This is a genomic window from Burkholderia lata (assembly GCF_902499335.1).
Classification (GTDB): domain Bacteria; phylum Pseudomonadota; class Gammaproteobacteria; order Burkholderiales; family Burkholderiaceae; genus Burkholderia; species Burkholderia lata_B.
Window position 1 is genome coordinate 34,350 of sequence record NZ_CABVQK010000006.1, and the last position, 18,816, is coordinate 53,165.

Annotated in this window: 9 protein-coding genes; 6 read left to right on the top strand and 3 right to left on the bottom strand. The window is 64.4% G+C overall.

Features of this window, described 5'->3' with window-relative positions:
* On the bottom strand, window positions 1-6,048 hold the full coding sequence (locus tag BCO18175_RS15870) for an alpha-2-macroglobulin family protein (protein ID WP_174982324.1): 6,048 nt from the start codon (window positions 6,046-6,048) through the stop codon (window positions 1-3).
* A 306-nt stretch (window positions 6,049-6,354) separates the two neighbouring features.
* Here BCO18175_RS15870 and BCO18175_RS15875 point away from each other — a divergent pair, with 306 nt between their 5' ends.
* From BCO18175_RS15875 to BCO18175_RS15900, 6 genes are all read left to right on the top strand, one after another.
* The gene (locus tag BCO18175_RS15875) at window positions 6,355-6,861 is read left to right on the top strand and encodes a sugar dehydrogenase complex small subunit (protein WP_041493268.1); all 507 of its coding nucleotides are present in this window, start codon (window positions 6,355-6,357) and stop codon (window positions 6,859-6,861) included.
* Entirely contained in the window at window positions 6,861-8,480 is a 1,620-nt protein-coding gene (locus BCO18175_RS15880; RefSeq protein WP_174916495.1) for a GMC family oxidoreductase, read from the top strand. Before BCO18175_RS15875 ends, BCO18175_RS15880 begins: the two co-directional genes overlap by 1 nt.
* 2 nt (window positions 8,481-8,482) lie before the next feature.
* Window positions 8,483-9,760, top strand: coding sequence for a cytochrome c (locus BCO18175_RS15885; protein ID WP_174982325.1), 1,278 nt, complete (start codon window positions 8,483-8,485; stop codon window positions 9,758-9,760).
* A gap of 184 nt (window positions 9,761-9,944) precedes the next feature.
* On the top strand, window positions 9,945-10,364 hold the full coding sequence (locus BCO18175_RS15890; RefSeq protein ID WP_174982327.1) for a DoxX family protein: 420 nt from the start codon (window positions 9,945-9,947) through the stop codon (window positions 10,362-10,364).
* A 63-nt stretch (window positions 10,365-10,427) separates the two neighbouring features.
* Window positions 10,428-11,534, top strand: coding sequence for a porin (locus BCO18175_RS15895; protein WP_011354901.1), 1,107 nt, complete (start codon window positions 10,428-10,430; stop codon window positions 11,532-11,534).
* 938 nt (window positions 11,535-12,472) lie between these two features.
* Window positions 12,473-16,234, top strand: a complete 3,762-nt coding sequence (locus BCO18175_RS15900) for an ATP-binding protein (protein ID WP_254608097.1) — start codon at window positions 12,473-12,475, stop codon at window positions 16,232-16,234.
* A gap of 455 nt (window positions 16,235-16,689) precedes the next feature.
* Here the strand turns inward: BCO18175_RS15900 and BCO18175_RS15905 are convergent, their stop codons facing one another.
* On the bottom strand, window positions 16,690-17,232 hold the full coding sequence (locus BCO18175_RS15905; RefSeq protein WP_174982331.1) for a cysteine hydrolase family protein: 543 nt from the start codon (window positions 17,230-17,232) through the stop codon (window positions 16,690-16,692).
* A gap of 229 nt (window positions 17,233-17,461) precedes the next feature.
* The gene (locus tag BCO18175_RS15910; protein WP_174982333.1) at window positions 17,462-18,781 is read right to left on the bottom strand and encodes an MFS transporter; all 1,320 of its coding nucleotides are present in this window, start codon (window positions 18,779-18,781) and stop codon (window positions 17,462-17,464) included.
* Window positions 18,782-18,816: the final 35 nt, after the last annotated feature.

Consider the following 18,816-nt stretch of genomic DNA (forward strand, 5'->3'; position numbering starts at 1 on the left):
TTACTTGCCTGCGTCGGCCGGCTTCACGGTCACCGGCGGGTTCGGCCACAGGCCGTACACGGACGGCGCGTACAGCGCCTCGACACGTGTGGGCGGCAGCCCGAACGTGCCGACGTTGTTCAGCCGCACCGTGTACTCGACCGAGAATTTGCCCTTCGGCAGGTAGTCGTAGTACGCGCGGTAGCCGTCGAAGTCGCGCTCGATGAACGCCGGCCACGCGCCGTCCGGCGTCTTCTCGCCCTGGGTCGCGGCTTCGGAGTCGCGGCCGAGGCCCGAACCGAGGATCGTCGAACCGGCCGGAACCGGATCGTTGACGACGACCCACGTCATGTCGCTCTGCGCATCGATGTCGAGATGCACGCGCACGACGTCGCCGCGCGTCAGCACGCCCTTGACGGCGGGCGACACGGGCGTGACGGTCTTCGTGATCCGGTAGCCGGCCGCGAACGGCGAACGCAGCGGCACGGCCGCGAGGCTTTCGATCGTGGCCCACGGGCGGCCCGTGCCGTCCTGCGTGACGGACAGCGTGGCGGGCGCCTGCGACGCGCGCGGCCACGGCAGCATCACGCTGCGGGCCGCGGCGGCGCGGGTGGCCGGGGTGGCCGACGCAGCCGTGTCGGCGGGCGCGGGAGCCGGTGCCTGCGACCACGAGATCGTGCGCTCGGCGCCGCCGAGCGCGACCTTCGTCGCGCCGGCAACCGGCGTGCTCTCGTAGGTGCGCGAGAAGCGCTCGACCGCGAGCAGGCCGAGCGCGTTCGACGTCGTGGTCTGCCATGCGCCCTGGCGCTGCAGCGCGAGCAGGCCGGCCGTCACGCGCGGCATCTCGTCCTTCCACGCCGGGTCGCCCGCGAATTCGAGCGCCAGACGTGCCGCGTTGGTCTCGTTGCTGGTCATCAGCCACCACAGGTCGTCGTCGCGCGCGGTCGAGAACACGAGCTGCGTGCCCTGGTACGTGAGGCGTGCCCGCAGGATCTGTTCGACCTGCGCGCGTTTCTCGTCGCGTTGCGGGATGTCCTTCACGCGCGTCAGGATCGCGTGATAGTCGATCACCGCCGACGTCGGCCACTGGTTCGGCGCGATCTCGATCGAGCCGAGCATGCGGCCCTGCGCGGCGCCGTAGCGCGACAGCGCCTCGATCGCGGCGAGCTTGCGCAGGTCGCGATCCTGGCGCGGCGCCCAGGTGTTGCGCTCGAGGCGACCGTCGACGAAGCGCGCGAGCCCGGCCTCGAGCTGCGTGCGCAGGTCTTCCGGCAGCGCGAAGCGCGGGTCGAGACGGCTTGCCTCGTCGGACACCACGAGCAGGTACGACGACAGCGTCGCGCTGCCGGCATGCGAATCGTCGGACGACGGCGGGAAGTAGCTCGCGAGCCCGTCGCTGTCGAGATAGACGGGCATGCGTGCGATCAGCGCCTGCCATTGCGCCGGATCGCGCAGGCCGATCGCGCGCGACGTCTGCTGTTCGAGGCAGCGGTACGGATAGCGCTCGAACCAGCGCTTCACGCCGGGCAGGCCATCGGCGAGCTTCGACTGCAGCGACACGGCGATGCCGCCGCGCGGCAAGCCTTGCGCGTTGTTCGCGGCGCCGGCCGGGGAGGCCACCGGCACCGTCAGCGTGCCGTCGACTTGCGCGAGGGTCGCCTGCTGGACCGTGACCGGCAGCGCGGGCACGACCTTCTGCGCGACCGCCAGCGCGTCGGCCGCGCGCTTGCCGCCTTGCTCGGCCGCTTCGATGCGCCAGTTCAGCGCGCCGGCCGCGTCGAGCGCCTGCTCGGGCACGGTGATCGTCCATGCGACTTCGGTTGCCGTATTGGCCGCGAGCGAAATGGTTTGCGGTGCGACCTCGACGCCGGTCACGCGCGGCGTCACGACGACCTGCATCGCGCGGTCGGTCGTGTTGCGCAGCGTGACCTGCGCGCGGAACGCGTCGCCTTCGCGCACGAGCGGCGGCAGGCCGGAAATCAGCTGCAGATCCTGCGTGCTGCGGATCGACGTGCTGCCGGTGCCGAAGCGGTCGGGGCCGACCGCCGCGATCGCGACGATCCGGAAGCGCGTGAGCGCGTCGTTCAGCGGCACCTCGACGGTCGCGCTGCCGTTCGCGTCCAGCGTCACGCGCGGATTCCACAGCAGCAGCGTGTCGAACAGCTCGCGCGTCGGCGCGCTGCCGCCGCCGCCGCCGGCCGGCACGGCCTTGCGGCCGAAGTGGCGGCGGCCCACGATTTCCATCTGCGCGGTGGCCGTCTCGACGCCGTACGCGCGTCGCCGCAGCATCGCGTCGAGCAGGTCCCAGCTGTTGTTAGGCATCAGTTCGAGCAGCGCCTCGTCGACGGCCGCGACCGCGATCTGCGTGCCGGCCGGCGCGGGCTGGCCGTTCGGCAGCGTAACCTTCACGTGCGCCTGCGCCTTGCTGCGCACCGTGTAGCGGGTCGCGTCGGTCGTCACGGTCACGCCGAGGCGGTGCACGCCCGTGCCGACCTTGATCTCGCCGAGCCCGTAGCGGAACGCGGGCTTCGACAGGTCGACGAACGCGGTCGGCGCTTCATAGTGCCGGCCTTCGCGCCAGAACGCGCGCGCCCATTCGACCGGTGCCTTCCAGCCCCACGTGAAGAACGAATACCACGGCACTTCGCGAATCCGGCCGCGCAGCGCGAGCACCGACACGTAGACGTTCGGCCCCCACGATTCGTCGACCTTCAGGTCGACCGTCGGGTTCTTGCCGTTCAGCTCGACGATGTGCGTTTCCATCACGCCGCCGCGTTCGACCGCCACCAGCGCGGTCGCGTAGCGGAACGGCATGCGCACCTGGAAGCGGGCGGTTTCGCCCGGTTCGTACGAGGTTTTCTCCGGGATCACGTCGATCCGGTCGGTGTTGTCGCCGCCGAACCAGAGTTCATCCTCGCGCGTGACCCATACCGACGTCGAGGCATTCGACGTGCGGCCGTCGCCGTCCTTGGCCACCGCGATCAGCTGCACGTTGCCGGCCTGTTCGAGCGTCGCGTCGCAGGCCATGCGGCCCTTGTCGTCGGTCTTGCCCGAGCACAGCACGCCGAGGTCGCGCGTGTCGCTCTTGTTGTCGTACGCGTAGAAGCCGCCGACCATCCGCTTGCGCGACGACGTCGTGATGTGCGCGACGCCCTTGATCTCGATCGGCACGGACGCGCGCGGCTTGCCTTGCAGGTCGACCGCCAGTGCCTGCACGGGCACGCGCTGGCCGACCGATACCCAGCGGCCCGCCTTGATGCCGGCCACCACCGCGGCCGGCCACAGGATCGTGTCGCCGCGAATCGTCTGCACTTCGCCGTTCGGGTCGGCGAACGTCGCTTCGAGCGCGATGCGCTTCGGTGCATCGACGTCGGGCAGGCCCTTCAGCGTGACCGAGCCCGCACCGTTGCGGTCGAGCGTCAGCGGCAGCTTGTCGGCGATCAATTTCGTTGCGTCGGGATCGTTGTTCGACGCCGATGCGTTGTCGCCGTCCTGCGAATCGTCGTCGGCATTGCCGTCGCTCTTGTCGGCGCGATACGGCGTGAAGCTGAAATCCTCGAAGCGATCCGCGAACGGCGGCGAGGCCCACTTCATCAGCGCCGACACCTGCACCGGCAGGTTCGATGCGCCGCCGCCCGACACGTAGTCGATCTGCACCGCGAGCGGCGCTTCCTTCACGGCGACGAGCGGGCTCTTCTGCGCGTCGCGCGCGCCGATCGATCCCTTCAGCACCGGCAGGCGGAATGCCTCGACGCGGAAGCTGCCGCTGTAATAGGTGGCGGTCGGTGCGTCTTCCGGGCCGCCTTCGAGTTCGACGCTGTATTCGCCGAGCTTCGCGGCGGCCGGCAGCGTGAATTGCGTGTCCGCGCTGTGGTCGGCCGCCCACGTGAGCGGCAGCTTGTAGGTCTGGCCCGTGCCGAGATGGCGGATCGTCACGCGCGTCGGGTATTGCGCCGGGAACGCGAGGCTCTGCAGCGTTTCGGCACGGATGAAATGCTTCATCGACACGGTTTCGCCGGCGCGCAGCAGCGTGCGGTCGAATACCGTATGCGCGCGCACGGTCCGTGCGCTGTCGGTGTCGGTCGGCACATTGAAGCGCCACGATTCGATCCCGCGGTTCCAGCCCGAGCTGACGAACGCCATGTCGGGGCCCGTCTTCGGATCGTTCACGCGGGCCGACACGAAGTAGTCGTCGAAGCGTTGCTCCGAATCGGACGAGCTGCATGCGCGCTTCGATTCGAACGCGCCGTCGATCTTCAGCAGGCCCTGTGCATCGGTCTTGCCGGATGCGATCTCGTCGCCGTTGCAGTCCGACACGCGGATCTGCGCGTTCGGCACGGGCTTGCCCTTGTCGAGCGTCGTGACCCACACGAGGTTGTTCTCACGGCCCTGTTTCAGGTGCACGGCGAGGTTGGTGACGAGCACCGTGGTGCGCACGTACATGCTCGACGGCTTCGCGAGCAGCGAGCGGCCGAGCGCGGGCGACGCGAGTTCGAGCACGTAGAAGCCGGGCTTGTCGATCGGCACGCCGACGACTTCGAACGGGCGCAGCGCCTTCGGGTCCGCCTTCGGCAGCGTCAGCGCCTGCACGCCGGGCTGGCCCTTGAGCAGCGTCAGCGAGCGCACGTCGATGCGGCGATCCTTCGGCGCGGGCGCCTTCTCGCCGGCTTCGCGCGGCACGTAGACAGGATGCTGGCCCTTGCGTTCGAGCAGGCCGGGAATCTGGCGGTCGATCGAGCCGGCCGTCATCGACCAGTTGTCGAAGCGGTCGACCGTGCGCATCCACTGGCGAATCGCGGTGTCGTCGTCGACCTTCAGGTTCGAGAACTGCGCACCCTGGGTGTTGAGGCCGTCGATATGCAGGTCGGCCTCGACGTTGCGCAGCGTGACGGGCACGAGCGCGGGCGAATCGGGTTCGGCAAAGCGCTCGACGATCCCGAAGGTGCCCGACGAGAACTTCGCGAGCGGCGGCATCGGCGCGGTGCGCGTCGCGAGCGGGAACAGGTCGGCGTTGGACAGCGAGCGGTCGGTCACGTCGCGCAGGCCCGACGGCAATTCGATCGTCAGGGCAGCCTGTTCGGGCAGCGGCGGGTTGAACGTGACGGTGGTGACTTCCTCGCTCTTGTCGTCGGCCGCGAAGGTCGGCGACAGCGAACCGTCAGGGCTGCGCACCTTGATTGCCTCGGCGTTCTTGCGCGAGATCGGCGCGTTGAACGACAGCGTGAGCGGGCGCAGCGGCGTGCAGGGCGCCTTCGCGTTTTCGCGTTCGCACGAGAAGCTTGCGGCGAACGGTGCGCGCACGGTGAAATCGAAGCGCCGTTCCGTTTCGTTCGGGATGCCACTCGGGCTCGTGACGCCCTTGCCGTACACGAGCTGCATCTTTGCGCTTGCCGGCAGCGCTTGCGCGCACGACAGCGTCAGCACGCGCGCGGCATCTTTCTTCAGCCCGAAATGATCGAGCAGTGCGTTGCGCGCATCGTCGTCGGCGGCCGTGACGGGAATGCGGTTGCCGATGCCGGCCGCTTCACACCAGATGTTCGCGAGCGCCGAGCGCGGTTCGGCCGGGCCGTTCAGCTTCAGCACGAACATCTGCCGTTCCTCGATCTCGCGCGAGCCGGGGCGGACGTTCACCGGGAACGGGCCGCCTGTCTGGAACGTGAAGCGGCGCGGGCCGCTGGCCGCATTGCCGGCGACCGAGCGCAACGTGTCGTTGAGCGCGACCGAGCAGCGCACGCCGGGCGGCAGGTCGTTTTCGAAATCGTAAACCCAGGTCTTGTCGTCGAGCCAGTGACCCTGGCCGCGCGCGGCCGTGGAATCGTTGCAGGTGACGCGCGCGGGATTCGGCGCGGAGGCCGAGCCGAACGCGACCATCGGTTCGTCGAACTTGACGACCGACTGCCGGACTTCGGTGACGGTGCCTTGCGGCGACACGCTCACCGTGCGCGCCGCGCCCGCATGCAGCGACAGCGCGGTGGCGCCGCCGAGCGCCGCGACGGCGCCGATGCGCCAGAGCAGCCGGGTGGTGTGGTCGGTTCGTTTTGCTTTGTTCTGTTTGTCGTGCTGCTTCATCGCTCGATCGCCCTCGGAGGGAAGCTTTCTGTTTGATTGCACGGGATTCTAACCGACCGCCACGCGGGCGAAACGCATCCGGCAGGATGTCACCGGCCCGTGACACACGCACGTTCGTGCCGCAGATTTGTCGCGTCGACGATACAAAATTGCAGCGAAATGTCGATTGTCTCGGATTGCGGAACATTTAATGGACTATAAAAAGATTGTTCGATCCGATTTGTGCGCGTACATTTCAGGTCCGCGCCAATGTTTGAGAAATATCAAGCGTGGTTTTCCCGAATCCGGTGTTCGAGAGAAGGAAACATGCACAACGACAACACTCCCCACTCGCGTCGCACTGGCGACGCAGCCGTAACTGGCATCACACGGCGTCAATGGCTGCAGGGCGCACTGGCGCTGACGGCGGCGGGCCTCACGGGCTCGCTGGCGTTGCGGGCCCTGGCCGACGATCCCGGCACCGCGCCGCTCGATACGTTCATGACGCTCTCCGAAGCATTGACAGGCAAGAAGGGGCTGAGCCGCGTGCTCGGCCAGCGCTTCCTGCAGGCCTTGCAGAAGGGCTCGTTCAAGACGGCCGACAGCCTGCCGCAACTCGCCGGCGCACTCGCGTCCGGCTCGCTGAATCCCGACCAGGAAGCACTCGCGCTGAAGATTCTTGAAGCGTGGTATCTCGGCATCGTCGACAACGTCGTGATTACCTACGAAGAAGCATTAATGTTCAGCGTCGTCTCCGATACGCTCGTGATCCCGTCGTATTGCCCCAACAAACCCGGCTTCTGGGCCGAAAAACCGATCGAGAGGCAAGCCTGATGGCCGATACCGATACGCAAAAGGCCGACGTCGTCGTCGTCGGGTCGGGTGTCGCAGGCGCGATCGTCGCTCACCAGCTCGCGCTGGCGGGCAAGTCCGTGATCCTGCTGGAAGCCGGCCCGCGCATGCCGCGCTGGGAAATCGTCGAGCGCTTCCGCAACCAGGTCGACAAGACCGATTTCATGGCGCCGTACCCGTCGAGCGCGTGGGCGCCGCATCCTGAATACGGCCCGCCGAACGACTACCTGGTCCTGAAGGGCGAGCACAAGTTCAACTCGCAGTACATCCGCGCGGTGGGCGGCACGACGTGGCACTGGGCCGCGTCGGCGTGGCGCTTCATCCCGAACGACTTCAAGATGAAGACCGTGTACGGCGTCGGCCGCGACTGGCCGATCCAGTACGACGATATCGAGCATTACTACCAGCGCGCCGAAGAGGAACTCGGCGTGTGGGGCCCGGGCCCCGAGGAAGACCTGTACTCGCCGCGCAAGGAGCCGTATCCGATGCCGCCGCTGCCGTTGTCGTTCAACGAGCAGACGATCAAGAGCGCGCTCAACGGCTATGACCCGAAGTTCCACGTGGTGACCGAGCCGGTCGCGCGCAACAGCCGCCCGTACGACGGCCGGCCGACTTGTTGCGGGAACAACAACTGCATGCCGATCTGCCCGATCGGCGCGATGTACAACGGCATCGTGCACGTCGAGAAGGCCGAGCAGGCCGGCGCGAAACTGATCGACAGCGCGGTCGTCTACAAGCTCGAGACCGGGCCGGACAAGCGCATCACCGCCGCGGTCTACAAGGACAAGACGGGCGCCGACCATCGTGTCGAAGGCAAGTACTTCGTGATCGCCGCGAACGGCATCGAGACGCCGAAGATCCTGCTGATGTCCGCGAACCGCGATTTCCCGAACGGCGTCGCGAACAGCTCGGACATGGTCGGCCGCAACCTGATGGACCACCCGGGCACCGGCGTGTCGTTCTACGCGAACGAGAAGCTGTGGCCGGGCCGCGGCCCGCAGGAGATGACGTCGCTGATCGGTTTCCGCGACGGCCCGTTCCGCGCGACCGAAGCCGCGAAGAAGATCCACCTGTCGAACATGTCGCGCATCAACCAGGAAACGCAGAAGATCTTCAAGGGCGGCAAGCTGATGAAGCCCGAGGAGCTCGACGCGCAGATCCGCGACCGTTCCGCGCGCTACGTGCAGTTCGACTGCTTCCACGAAATCCTGCCGCAACCCGAGAACCGCATCGTGCCGAGCAAGACGGCCACCGACGCGATCGGCATCCCGCGCCCCGAGATCACGTATGCGATCGACGACTACGTGAAGCGCGGCGCCGTGCACACGCGCGAGGTCTACGCGACGGCCGCGAAGGTGCTGGGCGGCACCGAAGTCGTCTTCAACGACGAGTTCGCGCCGAACAATCACATCACGGGCGCGACGATCATGGGCGCGGATGCACGCGACTCGGTCGTCGACAAGGACTGCCGCACGTTCGACCATCCGAACCTGTTCATCTCGAGCAGCTCGACGATGCCGACCGTCGGTACGGTGAACGTGACGCTGACGATCGCGGCGCTTGCGCTGCGGATGTCGGACACGCTGAAGAAGGAAGTCTGACCGTGCGGAAATCTACTCTCACCTTCCTCCTCGCCGGCTGCCTCGCGCTGCCGGGTCTCGCACGCGCGGCCGACGCGGCCGATCCGGCGCTGGTCAAGCGCGGCGAATATCTCGCGGTCGCGGGCGACTGCATGGCCTGCCACACCGCGAAGGGCGGCAAGCCGTTCGCGGGCGGTCTCGGCATGCCGATCCCGATGCTCGGCAAGATCTACACGAGCAACATCACGCCCGATCCCGAGACGGGCATCGGCAACTGGTCGGCCGAGGACTTCGAGCGCGCGGTGCGCCATGGGGTGTCGAAGAACGGCGACAACCTGTATCCGGCGATGCCGTACGTGTCGTACGCGAAGATCAACGACGACGACGTGAAGGCGCTGTATGCGTACTTCATGCATGGCGTCGAGCCGGTCAAGCAGGCGCCGCCGAAGAACGAGATCCCCGCGCTGCTGAGCATGCGCTGGCCGCTGAAGATCTGGAACTGGCTGTTCCTGAAGGACGGTGCGTACGAGCCGAAGCCGGCGCAGAGCGCCGAGTGGAACCGTGGCGCGTATCTCGTGCAGGGTCTCGCTCACTGCAGCACGTGCCACACGCCGCGCGGCATTGCGATGCAGGAGAAGTCGCTTGACGAGACGGGCGGTAGCTTCCTGTCGGGTTCGGTGCTGGCGGGCTGGGACGGCTACAACATCACGTCCGACGCGAACGCGGGGATCGGCGGCTGGACGCAGCAGCAGCTCGTTCAGTACCTGCGCACCGGCAGCGTGCCGGGCCTCGCGCAGGCGGCCGGCCCGATGGCCGAGGCGATCGAGCACAGCTTCTCGAAGATGACGGAAGCCGACATCGGCGCGATCTCGACGTACATCCGCACGGTGCCGGCCGTCGCCAATGGCGACGCGAAGCAGTCGCGCGCGTCGTGGGGCAAGCCGTCCGACGATGGCGAGAAGCTGCGCGGCGTGCCGCTGGCAACGTCGGGCATCGATCCGGCGCGGCTCTATCTCGGCAACTGTGCGACCTGCCACCAGATGCAGGGCAAGGGCACGCCGGACGGCTATTACCCGCCGCTGTTCCACAACTCGACGGTTGGTGCGTCGAATCCGACCAACCTCGTGCAGGTGATCCTGAACGGCGTGCAGCGCAAGGCCGGCAGCGAGGACGTCGGGATGCCGGCGTTCCGCCACGAGCTGTCGGATGCGCAGATCGCCGCGCTGACGAACTACCTGACCGGGCAGTTCGGCAATCCGGCCGCGAAGGTGACCGAGCAGGACGTCGCGAAGCTGCGTTGATGCGCGCGTGACGAAGCAGGGCGATAACTGACAAGAGGAGGAGCACTGCACATCGGGTTGTTGCCCGATGCCGGTTGTTGCAGAGCGGGGCGGGCGGCGCAGGCGGCCGCCCGTCCTGGTTCATTCGCAATCCGGTGCGCGGGGGCTGTTCCCGCTACGCGCATCGCTTTCGTTGATCGACACCATGACACCGAATCAACCGTTTCTCGCGTCCCAGCGCGATGTGCTGCTGCTGCTTGCCCGGATCCTGCTCGTGATCCTGTTCATCATGTTCGGCTGGAAGAAGATCGTCGACTTCCCCGGGACCATCGCGTTCATGGGTTCGGAAGGCGCGCCCGCGCCGATCATCTCCGCTGCAATCTCCGTCGTGATGGAGCTGTTAGTGGGGATCGCGATCCTGGTCGGCTTCCAGACGCGGGCGCTCGCGCTGCTGCTGGCGCTCTATACGATCGGCACCGGCATCATCGGCCACCATTACTGGACGATGACGGGCGGCGAGCAGATCGACAACATGATTCATTTCTACAAGAACATCGCGATCTCCGGCGGCCTGCTCGCGCTTTGCGCGGCGGGCCCCGGGCGTTTTTCGATCGATCGCGGATAAACAGGCCCGGGGCGCGCGCATGGGGCGCGCGCTGGAAGGTCGAGACTCCGAGGGGGCATCATTTTGCGACTCAAACATTTCGCATGGCTGATCGCGGCCGCCACACCGGCGGCCGCTTTTGCACAGACGAGCGTGACGCTGTACGGCCGCGTCGACGGCGGCATCGAATACCTGAACCACATCGCGAAGCCGAACGGCGGCAGCGGGACCCGCTGGAGCGCCGAAAGCGGCGACTGGGGCACCAGCATGTTCGGGCTGAAGGGCATCGAGGATCTCGGCGGCGGGCTGTCGACGGTCTTCAACCTGGAAACCGCGTTCCAGGTGATGAACGGCCAGACGGGCGGCGGCCGCATGTGGTCGCGGCGTGCGTATGTCGGGCTGAAGAGCAACACGTGGGGCCAGCTGCAGGCCGGCCGCAACCTGTTCATCGACAGCGACGGCGTGTGGGAATTCGACCCGTTCGTGCAGCAGGCGTTTTCGTCGGCGTCGCTCGTGCGCGGCCGCAACTGGCAGCAGACCAGCAACAACATCGAGTATCACAGCCCGGTGATCGGCGGCTTCGACGTGCAGGCGCAATACGCGTTCGGCAATCAGTCGCGCGGCTTCAACTACGGCGCGGCCGATGATTTCGGCCGCTCGGACGGGATCATGATCTCGTACCACTCGCCGTTGCTCGACGTGCGCGGCATCTACGACGAACTGCGCGACAACAACGGCAAGTTCAGCAACATCTTCACCGCGTCGCGCGAGTACTTCGTCGGTGCGAACGTGAAGGTGTCGAAGTTCAAGATCCAGGGCGCGTATACGCACTACCAGGCACCGGATAGCCCGGCGGGCGTGGCCGATCGTGCCGATCACTACTGGCTCGGCGCGACCTATTCGGCGACGCCGCAATGGGCGGTGACGGGTGGCGGGTACTACGTGAAGGTGGGCGACGGCGGCGGCGATGCGTCGCACGACCCGTCGGGCCACGCGATGATGTACGTGCTCGGCACCACGTACAACCTGTCGAAGCGCACGTTCCTGTATGGCACGGTCGCGTATGTGCGCAACGGCGGCAACTCGAACTTCTCGCTGCTCGCGACGCCGCGTGATGCGACGTCGGGGACGAGCCCGATGACGGGCGAGTCGCAGACGGGGGCGTATGTGGGGATGATGCATACGTTCTGAGTGGGGTGGCGTGCTCAGGTAAAAGGCACGGGCGTGAAGGCCCGTGCTTTTTTGCGTTTGTGAGGCTTGCCGGATGGCTGCCACGCTCGGTTGAATTTATCAACTCATTTAATGTGTTGCACTAATATTAAGTGACGTTATATGTTCACTGAGCGTAATTCGTCTGACATTTTTTCGACAATATTGTATCCAGAAGTTATGAGATATCGCGCTACCGATTAAGCGTGCTCGGTAGGTTCACATTCTATAAAATTTTAACAAACTAGAAATTGGGGTGTCCGTAATCCGAGGTTGACCTGTCATCGTGCGGCGCAGCGAGGGCATTGGGATGCAAGCGGCCGCTAATGCGTCTTTAATGATTCATGAGCCCAGCGTCCATCCGTTGCCTACCCGCCTCCTACTCCTGCTAGCGAGCCCTATATCCCCGCCAAGCAAGTGGAGCATTGGAGCTGGCGCTCGCGCAGACAAGTCCTCAATGGATGCATCATAAGAGATCGTCGGCAACAGTATTTTGTATCTCGACAAGCAGAAAATGATAAACATAATTGGTATCACAAGCAGACTTGGCCGACAGACGACCAGCGGCTCGACGTAGGTGTAGGGCAGCATAATGAGTGTTTGCGATTATGGGCACCTCGCAATTCGCTTGCTGTAGGTGCCTTTTCTCAATAGGCTGTGCAGCAGGCTCCGTGTGCCGAAAAACACTGTTGACTTTCCAGGGAATTCCACGGCCGTCATTCAACAATCTAACGAGCGCGAGCAACTCCATACCGCTGAGATTGCGATGCCTTTTAGCTGCCATACAGTGAACTATGCCCTTTGATCCGATATCATTTTCAGCGGTACTGGCCAGTCTTTGCAGGGACCAAATACGTCAGGCTGGGCATAGGTATACGCCCGGCATTGATCCAAGCGCACCCAACCTCCGGATTGCCGCCTTGTCCGTTGCCATCGACAACGTCGCATGTGGCGATACCGCACGAGCGCGCTTCCAGTCGGTCCTTGACGAGTTCTCCCTGGCTTGGGACCGTGCCAAGCATCACAGCCAAAGACCCGGAGAGATTGAGCAACTGGTTGACGCCGCCGGCGCATCGCTGCCGGCGATGATGAGCCGCCTGCGTTCTCGCGATAGCACTGCGGGCGATGAATGGGCAGACCGACTGTCTCAGATCGACGCCAGCTTGATGGAGGATCTCGCCCATTGGCGGGCAGAGGAAGCCAAGCTGGCCCCGGACAACGGGAGCTACTCTTCCGCGCATAACACGGTACGCGCCAGCATGGATGCGATTGGCAACTGCCTGCGTGTCGTTCGCGACGAAGCTGAGTATGTGGCCAGTTCCTCGTTTAAGCTGCTCTTCGATCCAATCCTCCTGATCGGCGGTGAGTGGGGTACGGGTAAGACACACCTGCTGTGCGATGTCACCAGCGAACGCCTCATCCGTGAAGATCCCACAGTCTTGGTGTTGGCAAAGAACTTCGAGGGCAACGTACTTGCAGATATTTGCGCGCGTCTCGGAGAGCTGACTTCGGTTGAGGATAAGTTTGCCGAGCTAGAAAGTGTTGGAAGGGGGGCAAGGGGGCGGACTGTTGTCATCATCGATGGCGTCAATGAGGGGCGGCGGCGCGAGTGGCGAAAGGCGATCGGCGCCTTGCTCTCGCTCGTTGCTGAGCACCCAAACATTGGGTTGGTCGTGACATGTCGGACTCCGTTCGAGGCCATAGCCATTGAAAAGTCGGATCTGGAGAAATTTCATCGTCTTCAGCATTACGGTTTCGACGATCAGGAGTTCAATGCACAGGCGGCCTTCTTTCAGTACTATCAGCTGCCGCTACCGGAGGTTCCGCTGTTGGATCGCGAGTTCTCGCGCCCCCTCACGCTTAAGCTCATATGCCAATCGCTTCAGAACCTGTCGGGCAAGAAGCTTGCAAAGGGTTTCGCAGGCATCGCCTCTGGACAGCGCGGTATGACGTATGTGTTGGAGTCGTTCGTTAATCGTATTGGGGAACCAATCGAACGCGGATTCGGGCTGCCGCTCAAGGGGTGCTGGGTCTTGCTGAAAGGTGGCGATCAGTTCGCCGACAAACGGATTGCCGGTTTTGCGCCCTGCATGGCCGCGAACCTGCGCGGTTATGTTCTCCCGTCAGAGGCGGACCGAATTGTCGCCGCGAGCTACCCTGCATTACGACCTGCTCAACGGCGCGGGCTTCTGGAGACGATGCGCACGAACGGGCTTATCGAAGAGGACGCCATCTGGTACTCAACGAAATCCGGACAGTACAAATCCAGAGTGGTGTACCGATTGCCCTATCAGAGGTTTAGTGACCACTTGATAGCTAGACACCTACTCAAGGCATACCTAGATGTGTCATCACCAGCTGCCATCAAGCGCAGCTTTGCGGCCACCTCCCCGCTCGCGAAAGTCTTCCGGCTGACCAATCAAAATTTCGGCCAATATGCAGAGCCTGGATGGGCGCAAGCACTGATCACAGAGTTTCCGGAGCGCGTCGGGAAAACAATCCCTCCAAGGCACCGCGAGCTCTTTTTCGCGTTGCCAGAGGACGCGCAGGACCTGGACGCGTATTTCGAGCCGTTCATCGAGGGCCTTTTCTGGAGGAGTCCGACCGCGTTCACCGAGGGTACGCGGATGATCATCAACAAGTACTTGGGCGTAGGTTCCATGACCTGGGAGCGCGTCGTGGATGCATTGACGGCCGTCGCAACGAAGCCCAACCATCCCTATCACGCCAAGCGACTATACAAGTATCTGTCGCGCTACCCGATGGCCGACCGCGACCTGCACTGGTCTGAATACCTGCGACGTAGATATGCGTCACCGACCATTCATCGACTGCTGACATGGGCAGAGAAACTTGACACCGTGAACATGACTCGCGATGCGGCAACCGAGCTTGTGGTGCTGTTTTCCCTGGTCCTGACGACTGTTGTTCGCAGCGATCGCGATCTTGCGACTAAGGCACTCGTACTGATTGGAGAGCAACATCCGGACGTGCTGTTCTCGCACGTTGTGGCATGCTTCAGCTTCAATGACCCGTATCTGCCGGAACGGATGCTTGCCGCCGCCTACGGGACGGCTCTGTCGCTGGTCGATTCGAAGAGGACGACTTCGTTTCGACCGCTACTCGGAGATTTGGCTCAGAGGGTTTACCGGCAGATGTTCGCTCCTCGCGCGCGCCACGCGACGCACCACGCGCTCATGCGGGACTACGCGCTTGGCATCATCGAGGTGGCGCAGCGAGCGGGGTGCGTCAATTTGCCGAAGACGGCTGTCTGCTACCTCAGCCGACCATTCCCAAATACCACATCGCCATTCTTCAGCGATGGAACGCCTGACGACTCAGTCAAGGATGCGATTGGGAACGCCATCCGGATGGACTTCGGCAACTACACCATCGGTGGTCTGATCCCTAACAGGGCAAACTACGACGAGACCAAACCCGACTACGTTCGGGTGCGAGCAAAGATCGAGCGGCGCATGTTCGACCTGGGGTACCGGGACGAGCGGTTCAAGCATATAGAGTCCCAGATTGGCCGGGACTCCTGGAATGCTGACGACGAAAATAAGGTTGATCGCTACGGGAAGAAGTATTCCTGGATCGCATTCTTCGAGATGTGGGGTGAGCGCGACGCAAATCGGAAGCTACCCGATTGGCGCCAAGGCAGTCGGACTGCCGACTGTGGTGTAGATCCTACTTTCCCAAAGGCACCCCCCGATTGGACGCCCCCCTTGCCGGATCTCTTTGGACAGCCTGCTGCGACTACCGAGGACTGGGTTGCCGGCGGATACACGCCGAACTGGCACCCGCTCCTGGTTGTCCCCGAGATCAACGGGCATCAAGGTGAATGGGTGCTCGTTAAAGGATTTGTCCAAGGGGCTGACAGCGCGCACGATCGTAAGCTCTTCGCATTTCTGCGCGGGATGTTCGTGGCCATGAAGGACGTGAACACGCTCAGGTCGAGATTCCTATCGATTGACTACCCAGGGAACCACAAGATCCCGGACGGCGCCAACGAGCACTATCTGTTCGCAGGAGAGCCGGGACACCGGTATAGCTTTGCGCGGCATCTTCTCAATCGCAACGACGAATACCGCCGCCAGACGGTGGAGGCGTTCGATGAATACTTGGCGGACTACAGTGCCGGTGGCAAGCGGTCCATCAGCATCAAGATTGCATCGATGTCCGGCGTGGCAACGGGCGATGAGGAAGCGTCTGCCCTTGAGTTCGACGTTCCGACCACCCGACATATCCCGGGTGTCCGGATCGAGCTGCCGTCTATCCAGTTTGGTTGGGAATCCTACCACTCCGCGTACAACACATTCTCGGGCTTTGAGATCCCAGCGCCAAGCCTGATCCAGCGTCTTGGCCTCTCCTGCTGTAACCGCGAAATCGACTTCTTCGATTCAAGCGGCCGTCCTGCAACACTCTACAGAGAAGCAGGCGAGGGCTATTTTGGCGACAAGCACAAGCTGCTCTACGTCCGGGCCGACTTGCTTCGCCGCTACCTCAAAGAAACCCGCCAGGTCCTCGTCTGGTGCAACTGGGGCGAACGTGACTGGCTGAAGACGATGGAAGGATACAGCTTACTTCCGAACGAGGGCAGACGGCGAGTCTTTCAGACTCACGCGCACATCCATCGGACCTTTTCCCAATGGTTCGCGAAAGATTTCGTCGTGCTGTAGGCGGAAACCCGCTCTAAGTGCTGTGCTTGCGGCGCATCTCAGCCGCTCACGGGTGGTGAGCCAATTGAATTCAGCTTCCAGTGGCTTCCCCTTTTGGGAACAGAAATCGCGCTGATCGGTGGGCACGATTTCTTCGTGCCCATGCTGAACACTTCATGCTCGAGCATTCGGATGTGTGATTGATCAGAGTCTGATGCGTGAAGGTTTGCATCGTAGGCCAGTCGAGGGACATGAGCCGAGGAGACCTTCAAACACCGTCGATTTGCTCAAGCTCTCAGATCGCATCGACAAGCAGCTCAGCGGATATCTGTCTGGAGACGCGGCACTGCCGAGGAAGGTCGTTTCAGCCCACGACACTTCCTCGTGCATCACGGCAATCGGTGCGGCGGCTTCTTGCTGAAGCGATTGCAACAAGCAAATGCGTTCGTCCTTTGTAGTCTGGCGACTGCTGCCGGTCAGAACACCCGGGCATCGGTCGTGGCCAGCGTCGCGAACGGCCCGCCAAGCGTCGCGTTGTGATGCGCGACGATCCGCTCGGCCGGTAGTTCCGGCGTGTCCATGCAGGTGTGCGCATCGGTCGCGAGCACCGCGCGAAAGCCGTGATCGGCGGCCGCACGGCACGCCGTGTCGACGCAGTACTGGGTCTTCATTCCCGCGATGACGATCTCGCCGATGCCAGCCTCGTGCAACCATTCGGCGAGCCGCGTACCCGCGAAGCAGCTCGACTGTGCCTTGTCGAACACGATGTCGCGCGCCGTATCGATCGCGAGCTCCGGCACCAGCGCGGTCAGCGGCGTACCGGGTGCGATCGGCGAACCGGCGGGCCCGGTGTGCCGGACGGCAAACACTGGCGCACCGGCTTCATGCGCGCGACCGATCAACCGGTTGATGTTCGCGAGCACGCGTTCGCCGTCGTACGGACGCTCGGGGCCGTGAAACAGGCCGACCTGCATGTCGACGACGAGCAGTGCGCGTTTCGGGGAAGGGACTTCGGGCATTGCGTTTCTCCTGAGTGACCAATACGGACGGAGAAACGACAAGACCCCGTCCGGAACCGGCGGGGCCTGTGAGGGATGGCGCTACGACCTTGCGCGCACTCGCCGCACGAGCCCGCCGAAGGCGGTCGTGCGCGTCGTGGTCGAGGAGGTGGTCGTGATGTGGCGCATGGAGTGATCATGCACGATGCGCGCGCACCACGTCAATCGTGCATCGTGCATCGGCCACCGGTCAGTCGAGTGCCTTCCCGGCCTTTTCATCCATGCAGCGGACGGCAAGCAGCGTCATCGCGCCGCAGCCGATCGCATACCACGCGGGTGCGTTCGGATTGCCGGTCGCCGCGATCAGCCACGTGACGAAGAACTGCGCGAAGCCGCCGAAGATCGCGACGCCGACGCTGTACACGAGCGCACCGCCGGTCGCGCGCACCGCACGCGGGAACAGTTCGCCGAGCATCGCGCCCGTCGCGCCGATGTTGATCGCGTGCACGATCGACAGCGCGGCGATGATCGACAGCAGCGACGCGGCGCCCGGCCAGCGATTCAGCGCGATGAACGCCGGGTAGATCGCGGCCATCAGCACGATGCGCGTCCACCAGACGATCCGGTTGCGCCCGTAGACGTCGGACAGGTGGCCGCCGATCGGCGTCACGAGCATCAGGATCGCACCGGCGACGCAGCCGGCCGTCATCGACAGCCAGGTCGGCAGGTGCAGCACCTGCACGCCGTAGATCGCCATGTAGAACACGATGATGTAGTGGATCGACGTGCCGCCGATCGTCACGCCGAGGCCCGCGAACACGGCCTTGCCGTGATGGCGCAGCACGTCGGCGAGCGGCAGCGAGGCGACCGGCTCGTCGTGCGTGGCGGCGGGTGCGGCGGCCGGCACTTCCTCGACGGTGCGGCGCAGCCAGTAGCCGAGCGGCACGAACAGCGTGCCGATGATGAACGGCACGCGCCAGCCCCAGCTTTCGAGCTGCGCGGCACTCAGCGTCGACGTCAGCGCGACGCCGGTCAGCGCACCGGCGAGCGCGGCGAGCCCCTGGCTCGAGAACTGGAACGATGCGTAGAAGCCGCGACGATGCTGCGGCGCCTGCTCGAGCAGCAGCGTCGTCGACGCGCCGACTTCGCCGCCCGACGCGAACCCTTGCAGCAGGCGCGCGAGCACGAGCAGCAGCGGTGCGGCGAGGCCGATCTGGGCGAAGGTCGGCGCGACGGCGATCGTCGCGGTGCCGAGCGCCATCAGCAGCAGCGTGAGGATCATCGCCTTCTTGCGGCCGGCACGGTCGGCATACATGCCGATCACGAGCCCGCCGAGCGGGCGCGTGACGAAGCCGACGCCGAAGCTCGCGACCGCGAGCATCAATTGCCCGAACGACGAATGCACGGGAAAGAACAGCTTGCCGATCAGGATTGCGAAGAAGCTGTAGACCGTGAAGTCGTAGAACTCGAGCGCGTTGCCGACGGCGGCGGCCGCGATCAGCCGGCGTTTCTTCGCGGCGGCGCGAGCATCGACCGGCGTGCCGGCGAACGAAAGGGCGGACGTTTCCATGTGGGGTTCCCCGGGTGGGCGCGAAACGATGGGAT

What these genes read in the sequence shown, in the direction of transcription:
- BCO18175_RS15875 (WP_041493268.1), top strand. Translation starts at nt 6,355, where the DNA reads ATGCACAACGACAACACTCCCCACTCGCGTCGCACTGGCGACGCAGCC.
- BCO18175_RS15880 (WP_174916495.1), top strand. Translation starts at nt 6,861, where the DNA reads ATGGCCGATACCGATACGCAAAAGGCCGACGTCGTCGTCGTCGGGTCG.
- BCO18175_RS15905 (WP_174982331.1), bottom strand. Translation starts at nt 17,232, where the DNA reads ATGCCCGAAGTCCCTTCCCCGAAACGCGCACTGCTCGTCGTCGACATG.
- BCO18175_RS15910 (WP_174982333.1), bottom strand. Translation starts at nt 18,781, where the DNA reads ATGGAAACGTCCGCCCTTTCGTTCGCCGGCACGCCGGTCGATGCTCGC.
- BCO18175_RS15870 (WP_174982324.1), bottom strand. Translation starts at nt 6,048, where the DNA reads ATGAAGCAGCACGACAAACAGAACAAAGCAAAACGAACCGACCACACC.
- BCO18175_RS15890 (WP_174982327.1), top strand. Translation starts at nt 9,945, where the DNA reads ATGACACCGAATCAACCGTTTCTCGCGTCCCAGCGCGATGTGCTGCTG.